Origin of the sequence: Saccharopolyspora karakumensis (assembly GCF_004349225.1) — a bacterium.
GTDB lineage: Bacteria > Actinomycetota > Actinomycetes > Mycobacteriales > Pseudonocardiaceae > Saccharopolyspora > Saccharopolyspora endophytica.
In genome coordinates this window covers 77,465-88,511 of sequence record NZ_SMLA01000022.1, presented here as the reverse complement: position 1 = coordinate 88,511, position 11,047 = coordinate 77,465, and the positions used below count along the sequence as shown (strand labels likewise).

Sequence of the window (11,047 nt, the reverse complement as noted above, 5' to 3'; positions counted from 1 at the left end):
GTGGTGCGGTTCGACCCGTCCATGATCGAAGTTCGTTTTGTCCGGTCGGTTCGGCTGAAACCGTTCACTTCGGCGCGCGCAGGGCCGGGAGGCGTGAGATATCGAACCGGTGACGGAGCGGTGTGTGGTGTGGGGTGCGGGGCCGGGTGCGGTTGATGATGATCGGTATGTCTGAGAACGGGTCGAAGGACGCTGGAGCCGGGCCGGAGCGGGAGTCCGGGGCGGCGGAGCCGAGCGCGAACGGCGCGGCGGCCGAGGACGTGACCGCCGAGGGCACCAACGGCAAGGACGCCCGGGGGTCCGATGCCGGCGGCAGCGGGGTCGTGGAGAAGGCGGGAGATCCTGTCGAGGAGCGATCCGGTGGCGGCGGCAAGCACGAGCTGGCACCGCAGAGCCGGACCGGTGTGCTGTGGACGGCGCTGGCCATCGCGGGCGTGGTGCTGGTCTTCCTGCTGATCTTCGTCGCGCAGAACTTCGCGGCGGTGACCGTGCACTTCCTGGGCCTGCAGTTCAGCCTGCCGATCGGTCTCGCCCTGCTGTTCGCCGCGATCGTCGGCGGCGTGCTGGTGTGGCTGGCGGGCACGGCGCGCATGATCCAGATGCGCCGCGCCGCCAAGAAGGCCCGCAAGCAGTCCTAGTTCGGTTCCCCCAGCGGATCCGAGGTGAACGGGCCGCCGAGCAGTCGGTGCGAGGTGCTCGCGACGACGTGGGAGGCGAAGACGGCCTCCGCGTCGTCGCGGGACGCGTAACCGAGTTCGGCGGCCTCGGTCAGCGGAACCGGGCGTCGCGCGTTGTCCGAGACGCCCCAGATGACGCGGTAGCCCGGCGACGGGTGCGACAGGCAGGCTTCCAGCAGTCGCGCGCAGTCGTCCGGCGAGAGCCACAGGCCCAACCCGCGCTCGTCGCCCACCGTCTCGAAGCACGCACCGATGCGGATGCAGATCACGTCGATGCCGAACCGCGAGTGGTAGAGGCTGCCCAGCGCCTCCATCGCGGCCTTGCTCACCCCGTAGTAGGTGTCCGGGCGCGGCGGTGAGTCCGCCGCCAGCGTCGCGGCCTCCGCCGTGGAGCGGAATCCGGCGACGTGGTTGCTGGAGGCGAGGACGACCCGCCGGACGCCGGTTCGTCGGGCCGCCTCCAGCGTGGTGCGGGTGCCGTCGATGTTGACCGACAGTGTTTCGGCCCAGCTGCTCTCGCGGCTGTGACCCCCGAGGTGCACCACCGCGTCGACGTCGGAGCAGGCTCGGCTCATGGCCTCGGGGTCGGTGACGCTGCCTTCGACGATCTCGACCGCTTCGCCGTCCGCGGCGGGCGCGGGACGGGCGATGTCCAGCAGGCGCAGCGTCCGGCCTTCGCGGCGCAGCCGGGGCCGCATCAACGTTCCGATGCCGCCGGCGGCGCCGGTGATCAGGATGCGTTCGGACAAGGCGTTTCCCTTCGCACCAAGGAATTCCGGATGCGTGGTGCCGCGCCGAACGCTGGTTGACATGTGATCGACGCCATACTAGCGTCCGGCTCCGGAACTTTACGAAACGAATTGTTCAGGGCCGCGCGGGAAATCCGTGAGGTCCGTACGGCCCAATTGGGAAGCGCTTTCCTCCCTGTGGGTGAGCAAGCACCACATCCGGCGCACGCGCCCGGGTCGACGACGATCCCGCAGCGAGCTCGAGAGCCGCGGAGTTCCAAGCCATCGGATGTGAAGGGGTGGGCCGGTGCACGCGCTGGACTGGGTCATGGTGATCGGGTACTTCGGCTTGATGATCGGCATCGGCTGGTGGTCGCACCGAAGGGTCAAGACCGACAAGGACTTCTTCATCGCCGGTGGCCGAATGCCCTGGTGGCTGGCCGGGATCTCGCACCACATGTCCGGTTACAGCGCGGTGCTGTTCGTCGCCTACGCGGGAGTGGCCTACAGCCAGGGCGTCACCGTCTACTTCTGGGGATTCGCCTCCATCGGCATCGGCGTGGCGATCGGGGCCTGGTTGTTCGCCGCGCGCTGGAACCAGTTGCGCGCCGAGTTCGGCGTGGCCTCGCCGCTGGAATTCCTGGCCCGGCGCTTCAACATCCCCACCCAGCAGGCGCTGGCCTGGAGCGGCGCCTCGCTGAAGGTCTTCGACGTGGCCTCGAAGTGGTTCGCGGTGTCGATCCTGCTGGAGTCCTTCGCGGGCGTGCCGATCCTGGTGGGCATCCTGATCACCGGTGGCGTCACGCTGCTGTACTGCACGGCGGGCGGGCTGTGGGCCGACGCGCTCACCGACTTCGGGCAGTTCGTGATCCAGGGCCTGGCCGGCGTCGTGATGATCTGGGCGGTGCTGTCCTCGCTCGGCGGCATCTCCGGGCTGTGGACGATGTGGGACCGGCTGCCCGCCGGGCACCTCTCGCCGGTCACCGAGGACTACACGACCGTCTTCCTGCTGGTGTACGTGCTGGTCAAAACCCTGGAGTACAACGGAGGAATGTGGAACCTGGCGCAGCGCTACATGGCCTCGCCGGACAACCACGCCGCCCGTCGCGGTGCGCTGCTGTCCTCGGCCCTGTACCTGGTCTGGCCGCTGGTGCTGATGTTCCCGATGTTCGCCGCACCGCTGTTCGTGCCGGGGCTGGAGGATCCGACGACCTCGTACGCCGCGATGACCGAGAAGCTGCTGCCCGCGGGCATGGTGGGTCTGGTGCTGGCCGGGATGTTCTCGCACACCATGGCCATGGTCGCCTCCGACGCCAACGCCATCTCGGCGGTGATCACCCGGGACATGCTGCCGGTGCTGTGGCGCAAGGCCCGCGCGTTCGGCGAGGTGCAGCGGTTGCGCGCCGGCCGGATCGCGACGTTCGCCTTCATCGCGCTGAGCATGCTGGTGGCCACCCAGGCGGACAACCTCGGTGGAGTCCTGTCGATCGTGGTGTCGTGGGTGGCCGCGCTGATGGGGCCGATCTCGGTGCCGCTGCTGCTGGGGATGCTGCCGTGGTTCCGCCGCTGCGGTTCGCGCGCGGCGCTGGTGTCGTGGGCGGGTGGTCTGATCACCTACGCGGTGCTCTACTACGGCGTGGACGCCGGTCAGACCGCGACCGTGGCGACGCCGATCCTGGTCTCGCTGGCCCTGTTCATCGGGCTCGGGGCCGTCGCCTCCGAGCGGACCGAGGAGGTCGACGAGATGCTCGACGTGCTGGATCGCGCTGCCAAGGGCGGCACGGCGGCGGCCGCGCGGTGAGCGCGCACGTCACCGGCTACGCCTACCCCTGGGACGTGCGTCCCGGTTTCGCCGACCGGGTCGCGGCGTCCGGGGTGGACGAGGTCGCCATCGCGGTGGCCTACCACAGCGCTCGCGCGGCCACGCCCTTCGACGAGACCCGCAGCGCGGTGGTGGCCCGCCACGCCGCGCTCTACCGCCCGGTGGGCACCGGCTGGGGCAGGCTGCGCCCAGCCGAACCGGACTGGGTGGGGCCCGACAGCGCCGGTGAGGCCGTCGCCGAGCTCCGCCGCAGCGGTGTCGACGTCACCGCGTGGCTGGTCCTGACCCACAACTCCTTGCTGGGCGGGCGGTTCCCGGACGTCGCGGTGCGCAACTGCTTCGGCGAGGTCTACCCGTGGGCGCTGTGCCCGTCGCACGCCGAGGTGCGCGACTACGCGGTGCGGCTGACCCGGTCCGCGCTGGACGGTCTCGACGTGCGGTCGGTGGTGCTGGAGGCGTGCGGTCAGCTCGGCGCGGTGCACCAGCACCAGCACGAGAAGACCGACGGGGTCTGGTCGCCCGCGGCGGCCCGGCTGCTGTCGGTGTGCTGCTGCGCGGCGTGCGCGCGCGGCTGGACCGGCTCCGACGCCGTGCGGGTGCGCGAGGTGCTGCGCGCGGAGGTCCGTCGGCTCCTCGCCACCGGCGATCTGACCGAGGTGGACGACGAACTGCCCGCTGACCTGCGCGAAATCCTGCTCGCCGCCCGCGGTGCGGCGACCGACCTGCTGCGCGGGGGAGTGCTGGAGGCGATCGGCGCGGGCCGCCGGGTGCTGCTGCACGGCAGCGCCGACGCCTGGGCGACCGGCGCCCTGCCGGGACTGACGCCGCGCGCGGTGGGCGAGGTCGACGGCGTCGTCGTGCCCTGCTGGAACGCGACCGGGCCGCAGGAGGTCGCCGCGGCCAAGGCCGCCGGGATCGACGAGGTCGGCGCCTACGTGACCGCCGTCGGACCGCGGGCCGGCGACCTGGCCGAGCACGTCCGCCGGTTGCGGGCGGCCGGAGCGAGCGAGCTGCACCTGTACCACCTCGGGCTGGCCGGTCCGGCCCGCGCTCCGCTGCTGCGGGAAGCCACCGACGAGGCCCGTCGCGGTGGTTGAATCTGTCGGATTGGCCCGGTGCCGGGGTGATCGCGAGAATCGTCGGGGGAATTCCGCTCAGTAAGGGGTCCGGACTCCATTCGAGTGATCTCGAAGGCTCCTTTTTTCGGGTGCGCGTGGGTCCTGTCCGGGTCTTTTCACACGGTTTTCCCATGATCCCGGTTCAGTGGGAAAATCCCGGTGGACGTGTCGTCCGTCCAGCTGTGGTGGGGAATACCCGCCAACCTCCACTATTGAGTGAAGATCATCCGATAAGGTGTCTGGCGTATCGAGGGCACGCGATGTCGGACCGCTGGGATGCGCCCCGGCGTGGGCGAAAGACCATCGATGGAAAGAACGTGGAAGTGACGACCCAAGACGACTCCCTGTCCTCGCAAGGCCCGGAAAGACAACGCCCGGGCGGTTCCTCGATCCGGTCGCGACTGACTTGGGCGGTGTTCGTCCCGTGGGTCGTCGTCGCGGTGCTGTGGTCGGTGGGGTGTTCGCTGTTCGCCTTCGACGCGTTCTTCGCCCGCCAGATCGCCTCCGGCGTGCAGTCGATGTCGCTGCCCGCGGTCAACGCCCTCGACCAGGTCCAGCGCGAGCGGCTGCGCAGCCTGGAGGTCATCAGCCAGCCCGGCACGGGGATGAACGAGCTCGCCGGTCAGCAGCGCGCCACCGACAGCGCCCTCGACGAGCTCAACGAGAAGGCCGCTCCGGTGCTGGAATCGGCGCCGGACGACGTCATCGCGCCGATGAACCAGCTCAACGGCTACTTCAGGCAGCTGCCCGCCGTGCGCGAGCGGATCGCCGGCCGCCAGGCGACCGTCGAGGAGCTCAACGCCTTCTACGACGAGATGTTCGCCACCGCGACCAAGCTCTTCGACATCCAGTCGCGGATCACGCCCGACTCCGAGGCCCGCCAGGGCTCGCTGGCCGCGGTCGGTCTGTTCCGCGCGTCCGACACGCTCTCCCGCGAGTCCTCGATGGTCGGCACCATCCTGGCCGGCGGCGAGCTCAGCCCCGCCGAGCACCGCGAGCTGACCGGCTACATCGTCAGCCACCACGCGATCGTGCAGTCCAACATGACCACGATGCTGCCCGAGGTGCGCCAGCGGTACGAGGCGATGATCACCAACCCGGACTGGAAGCAGCTGATCGCCGCCGAGGACCAGCTCGTCCAGCACGGCGCGTTCGGCCCGAACGAGCGGCCGCAGCTGCGCGTCGAGGATTGGCGCCGGATGACCAACGACATCGGTGCCGAGATGTCCAACCTGGTGCGCACCCAGAGCGAGCAGGTCGCCAACGGTGCGGTGAGCCGCGCGACCGGAACGCTGTGGACGGTGCTGATCGGCAGCCTGGTGGCGCTGGCGGTGTCGGTGGGTTCGTTCTTCTTCGCCCGCCGCGTCTACCGCACGGTCGTCGACGACGCGCTGCTGACGCGCCTGCAGGGCCTGCGCACCGAATCGCTGGCGATGGCCGAGCGGTTGCCGGACGTGGTGCGCAGGCTCCGCGAAGGCGAGGCGGTCGAGGTCGACGCCGAGCTGGTCGCCCTGGGCCACTACGGCAGCGACGAGGTCGGCGAGGTCGCCCACGCGATCCAGCTGTTCCAGCAGGAAGCGGTGCAGGCCGCCGTCGGCGAGACGCGAGCCCGGCAGGGAGCCCGCGTGGTGTTCGTCGGCATGGCGCACCGCATCCAGCGGCTGCTGCGCGGCATGCACACCACGATCGACCAGCTGGAGCGCAACGAGGACAGCTCCCAGCAGCTGGCCAGGCTGTTCGACCTGGACAACGCCACCACCCGCGCTCGCCGCACGGTGGAGAACCTGCTGGTGCTCGGCGACCAGCAGCCGGGTCGCCGGTGGAGCCGCCCGGTCGCGCTGATGGACGTGCTGCGCTCCTCGGTCTCCGAGATCGACCAGTACTCGCGCGTGGTCATCGGCCACGTGCCGGAGGTGATGCTGCACGGCGCCGCGGTGGGCGATGCGATCCACCTGATCTCCGAGCTCATCGACAACGCCACCGCGTTCTCGCCGCCGAACACCCAGGTGCACGTGGGGGCCAACGAGGTCGCGCGCGGCATCGCCATCGACATCGCCGACCAGGGCCTGGGCATGGACCCCGAGACCCGGCAGCGGGCCAACGAGATGATGCACGAGCCTCCGGAGTTCGACCGGCTCGTGCTGGAGAACAACAAGGCCGAGCAGCTGGGGCTGTTCACCGCCGCCCGGCTGGCCTCGCGCCGGGAGATCTCGGTGGAGTTCGGCGTGTCGGCCTACGGCGGGACCCGCGCCACGGTCCTGCTGCCCGACCGGATCCTGGAGACGGGCATCAGCGGCGACGGCGACTCCGTGCAGGTGCCGGTCAGCGCTCTGGACCGCCGTCGCGAGCTCGCCGGGAACCTGGAGCAAGAGCCGGTCAACGGTGCGCAGCCCGAACGAACGTTGGTGCCGCAGCCGCGCGAACTGAGCTGGAATGGGACGATGACCGACCAGTCGACCGCCCCCGGCAGGGCCACCGAGGCGCCCGACCACGAGTGGCCGACCACGGCATCACCCGCTCCTGATCAGCACGCCGAGCGCGGCAAGGCGAATCGTCCCTCCCTGCCCAAGCGGGTGCCGCAGGCGCACCTGGCCGACGGGCTCAAGGACGACCCGGACGCAGAAGAGCAGTCGATGATCGCCTCGCCGAGCAAGCTGGCGGGGTTCCGCCGGGCGTTCCGGGGCGGTTTCGACGAATCCGACGGCGGCGACACATGACCAGGTCAAACGACAAGCAAGCGCGTGTGAGGTGGGCATGACCGAGACGGCTTCGAAACTGAGTTGGCTGCTGGACGACTTCGTGCACGGCGTGCACGGAGCCGACCACGCCGTCGTGCTGTCCAACGACGGCCTGGTCATCGCCAAGTCCGCCGGGCTGGACCGCGACGCCGGCGACAAGCTCGCCGCGGCGGCGTCGAGCATGCGCAGCATCGGCAAGGGCGTGAGCAAGGACTTCGGCCGCGGTCAGGTCGCGCAGACCCACGTCGAGATGGAGCACGGGTTCCTGTTCGTCTCGGCGGCGGGCAGCGGCGCGTGCCTGGCGGTGCTGTCGGCGGCCGACACCGACATCGAGCTGGTGGCCTACGAGATGGGCCGCCTGATCACCAGGGTCGGATCGTTCCTGTCGGCCGCACCGCGCGAGCTGCACGGGTTGGCGGCGGAGAGGAACTGACAAGTGGACGAGGCGTGGTACGACGATGAAGCCGGGCTCATGGTCCGGCCGTACACGATCACGCGCGGCCGGACCCCTGGGCAGCACAAGCACCGGCTCGACACGGCGACCCAGGTGGTCACCGTCGAGCCGCGACCGGAGACCCCGAGGCTGGAACTCACGCCCGAGCACCGAGCGATCCTCGAGGTGTGCCACCGCCCGGTGTCGCTGGCGGAGCTCGCCGTCGCGCTGGGACAGCCGATGGGGGTGGTCCGGGTCCTGTGCGGTGACCTGCTCGATCACGGTGCGGTCTTCGTGCGCACGCCTCGTACCGAAGTCAGCCGAGAAATCTTGGAGCAGGTGTACCGTGGGCTTTGCAAACTCTGAGGTGACCGAGGCGAAAGCCAGGTCAGGACAAGGCGTTCCGGTGCAGTCCGGCCGGGACGACGCCGACGACGTCGGTAATCCCGCACCGATACCCGTGAAACTCGTCGTGGCGGGTGGTTTCGGTGTCGGCAAGACGACGATGGTCGGCGCGGTGAGCGAGATCCCGCCGCTGACCACCGAAGAGGAGATGACGGTCGCCAGCGAGGGGATCGACGACCTCAGCGGGGTGGAGCGCAAGGAGACCACCACCGTCGCGCTGGACTTCGGCCGCATCACCATCTCCGACGAGATCGTGCTGTACCTGTTCGGCGCCCCCGGTCAGAACCGGTTCTGGCCGTTGTGGAACGACCTCGCGCTCGGCGCGGTCGGCGCCGTGGTGCTGGTGGACACGCGCAAGCTGCAGGAGGCGTTCGCCTCGGTGGACTTCTTCGAGCGGCGCGGCATCCCGTTCGTGGTGGCGGTCAACATCTTCGACGACGGCTACCACTACGAACCCGAGGAAGTGCGCGACGCGCTGGTGATCCCGCCCGAGGTCCCGATCGTCATCTGCGATGCCCGTGAGCGCGATCTGTGCAAGAACGCGCTGGTGACGCTCGTGCGCCACGCGATCGACCGCACCCCGTCGAGACTGGCCTGACCGCGCGCCCCGGGTACCCGGCGTCGGGTGCCCGGGGCGCGGGACTCAGCCCAGCGGCTCGGTCCGGCAGCGGAAGTGGCGCAGGACCGGCGGGTTCTCCGTGATCCGGTAGCCGGGAACCGACTCGGGGTCCTTCGCGATCCCGGCGAGGACCTCGCCGACGTACTCCAGGTGGCTGTGGTCGTAGACCCGTCGCGGCAGCGCCAGCCGGACCAGCTCGAACGGCGCGGGCGAGGTCAGCCGGCCGTTCTCGTCGAGGGTGCCCAGGTACAGCGAACCCAGTTCGGCGCAGCGGATCCCTCCCTCGCGGTAGAGCGCGCAGGCCAGCGCGTGCCCCGGGAACTGCGCCGGCGACAGGTGCGGCAGCAGTCGCCCTGCGTTGAGGTAGACGCCGTGCAGGCCGGACGGGCGGATCGTGCGCACGCCCGCTTGGTGCGCGCGTTCGGCGAGGTAGGCCGCCTCGTGCTCGCGATCGGCGAGGTATTCGGGCGTGACGACCTCGCGCAGGCCCTGCGCCAGCTGCTCCATCGTGGACCCGGTGAGCCCGCCGTAGGTTCGGAAGCCCTCGGTGGCGATCACGTCGACCTCGCACCGGTCGGCCAGCTCGGTGTCGTTGAGGCCGATGAACGCTCCCTCCGGTGACAAGCCGTCCTTCTTCAGGCTGGCCACGGCGCCGTCGGCGAGTGCGAACGCCTCGCGCGCCACCTGCAGCGGGGTCTTGTCCTCGTACCCGGCTTCGCGGCGGATGACCAGCCAGGCGTTCTCGGCGAACCGGGCGGCGTCGAGGATGAGCGGAACCCCGCGCTCGCGCGCGAGCGCGCTGACCTCCTCGAGGTTGGCCATCGACACCGGCTGGCCGCCGCCGTTGTTGGTGGTGGTCATCAGGATCTGCCCGACCCGGTGCCCGTCCGGACCGTCGAGGACCTCGCGAACGGCGGCGACGTCGATGTCGCCCTTGAACGGGTGGTCGCTGTCGAGGTCGAACAGCTCCTGGTTCGGCAGGTCCCTGGCCTCGGCGCCCAGCCGCTCCACGTTGGCGCGGGTGGTGTCGAAGTGCGTGTTGCTGAGGCTGATCCGGCCTTCTCCGAGCAGCGCGGTGAACAGGACGCGCTCGGCCGCGCGTCCCTGGTGCACCGGGAGCAAGTGCCGGTAGGGCACCACTTCCCGCAGCGCGTCGCGGTAGCGGTAGTAGGACTCGGCACCGGCGTAGCGCTCGTCGGCGCGCTGCGCCCACGCCTGCTGGTCGACGGAGACCGCGCCGGTCCCGGAGTCGGACAGCAGGTCGATGCTCACCTGGTCGGCGGGCAGGTTGAACGGGTTGTGGCCGGCGAGGTCCAGCGCCTCGATGCGCTGCTCGCGGGTGGTGATGGGGATGCGGCGCACGACGGCGGAGACGTAGGGGCGCAAGTGCGGCATGGGGTGTGCTCCACGATGGTGTTGCGGTGAACTAGTTCTCGGCCGCGGTGCCGCTGTAGGCCTCGGAGGAGGCGTAGATCGTGGTTCCGGTCTGATCGGGGCTCAACCGCAGCGAGACGTGCGCGAGCAACCCGGACCGTGCCGCCAGGTCGCGGTCGGTGAGCGCGCCGATGATCTCGTCGAGCATCGCCGGGTCGATCCGGTGGTCGCGCAGGTGCTGCCGGACGCGCTCGCGGGCCACCGAGTCGTCCGGCACGTAGTCGCGCAGCGGCAGGTAGATGCTGTAGTTGCTGGGCTTCTCGCGGTCGCCTTCGACGAAGGAGTAGCTCGACACCAGGGGGCGGCCGGGGAAGCGCTCGACACCGGGCGCCAGCGTCCGGCAGAAGTCCCCGACCTGGTAGCGGTCGATGCCGGGAACCGCGGAGGCGGCCCGCTCGACGTCGTCGATGCGCGCGTCGTGCTGGGAGACGTAGAGCTTGACCCGGGACTGCGGGCTGTCGTCGAGGTCCAGGGCGAAGAACGTCAGCCGGTCGGCCTCGCGGCGCAGCGCGCAGTCGACGACGGTGCGGTGGGCGCCGTCCAGCCCGAGCCGGGCGAACGCCTCCTGCACGACCTTCGAGGCGTGGTCCGCGCCGTGCACGTCGGGGTTGAAGTAGACCTTGAACCGCGGGCGCCCGTCGGCGTCGAAGATGAAGGAGAACCACCAGGAGAACCTGCCCTGCGGTTCTGCCGGGCTGAACAGGTCCTCGACGGCGCGCAGCCGGTCCAGCGCCAGGTCGTAGCGCCCGGCGAGGGCGGTGACCAGGTCTCGGGCGGCGCGCAGGTTGGCGGCGGGTCCGGGTGCGGCGGGCAGCGTTTCGGCGAGGATCCGCAGGTGGCGGCCCCCGCCGTCGTCGACCTGGACGGAGAACTCGATCGGGGTGGCGTCGTCGGCGACGTCGGACGGCCACAGCGGCGGCTGGGCCAGCGGGCGGTCGCGGGCGGCGCCCAGGACCTCTCCCAGCAATCGGAGCGGATCGGTCCGGTCCATTCCCACGACTCGGCAGAGGTCGTGCAACTGCCTTCTCGTGAGATCGCCGAGGGTTGCGTCGGCAGTGCTCATTGCAGCCTCG

At 70.4% G+C, this 11,047-nt stretch carries 10 protein-coding genes; 7 read left to right on the top strand and 3 right to left on the bottom strand.

What is annotated here, in order from left to right:
- Positions 1–167 precede the first annotated feature (167 nt).
- Positions 168–638 (top strand): LapA family protein, encoded by a 471-nt coding sequence (locus tag E1202_RS16410; RefSeq protein ID WP_165943874.1) that lies wholly within the window; start codon positions 168–170, stop codon positions 636–638.
- Here E1202_RS16410 and E1202_RS16405 read toward each other — a convergent pair.
- Positions 635–1,426, bottom strand: a complete 792-nt coding sequence (locus tag E1202_RS16405; RefSeq protein ID WP_268952335.1) for an NAD-dependent epimerase/dehydratase family protein — start codon at positions 1,424–1,426, stop codon at positions 635–637. The two genes, E1202_RS16410 and E1202_RS16405, sit on opposite strands and share 4 nt — an antisense overlap.
- Before the next feature lie 286 nt (positions 1,427–1,712).
- Between E1202_RS16405 and E1202_RS16400 the strand changes: the two genes are divergently transcribed.
- The 6 genes from E1202_RS16400 (at position 1,713) to E1202_RS16375 (ending at position 8,519) form a co-directional block, all read left to right on the top strand.
- Entirely contained in the window at positions 1,713–3,206 is a 1,494-nt protein-coding gene (locus E1202_RS16400) for a sodium:solute symporter family protein (protein WP_132684024.1), read from the top strand.
- Positions 3,203–4,324, top strand: a complete 1,122-nt coding sequence (locus E1202_RS16395) for a hypothetical protein (protein ID WP_132684023.1) — start codon at positions 3,203–3,205, stop codon at positions 4,322–4,324. Before E1202_RS16400 ends, E1202_RS16395 begins: the two co-directional genes overlap by 4 nt.
- A 344-nt stretch (positions 4,325–4,668) precedes the next feature.
- Positions 4,669–7,062: a sensor histidine kinase gene (locus E1202_RS16390; protein ID WP_165943873.1), complete on the top strand. Its 2,394-nt coding sequence runs from the start codon at positions 4,669–4,671 to the stop codon at positions 7,060–7,062.
- A gap of 37 nt (positions 7,063–7,099) precedes the next feature.
- Positions 7,100–7,516, top strand: coding sequence for a roadblock/LC7 domain-containing protein (locus E1202_RS16385; protein WP_132684021.1), 417 nt, complete (start codon positions 7,100–7,102; stop codon positions 7,514–7,516).
- Between the two features lie 3 nt (positions 7,517–7,519).
- Positions 7,520–7,882 carry a DUF742 domain-containing protein gene (locus E1202_RS16380; RefSeq protein ID WP_235878479.1) on the top strand — a complete coding sequence of 121 codons (363 nt, stop codon included), beginning with the start codon at positions 7,520–7,522 and terminating at the stop codon, positions 7,880–7,882.
- A 40-nt stretch (positions 7,883–7,922) separates the two neighbouring features.
- Positions 7,923–8,519 (top strand): GTP-binding protein, encoded by a 597-nt coding sequence (locus tag E1202_RS16375; protein ID WP_132684020.1) that lies wholly within the window; start codon positions 7,923–7,925, stop codon positions 8,517–8,519.
- 45 nt (positions 8,520–8,564) lie between these two features.
- Here E1202_RS16375 and E1202_RS16370 read toward each other — a convergent pair whose 3' ends face one another.
- Positions 8,565–9,935, bottom strand: coding sequence for a tryptophanase (locus E1202_RS16370; RefSeq protein ID WP_132684019.1), 1,371 nt, complete (start codon positions 9,933–9,935; stop codon positions 8,565–8,567).
- 31 nt (positions 9,936–9,966) lie between these two features.
- Positions 9,967–11,037, bottom strand: coding sequence for a tryptophan dimethylallyltransferase family protein (locus E1202_RS16365; RefSeq protein ID WP_132684018.1), 1,071 nt, complete (start codon positions 11,035–11,037; stop codon positions 9,967–9,969).
- Between the last annotated feature and the right edge of the window lie 10 nt (positions 11,038–11,047).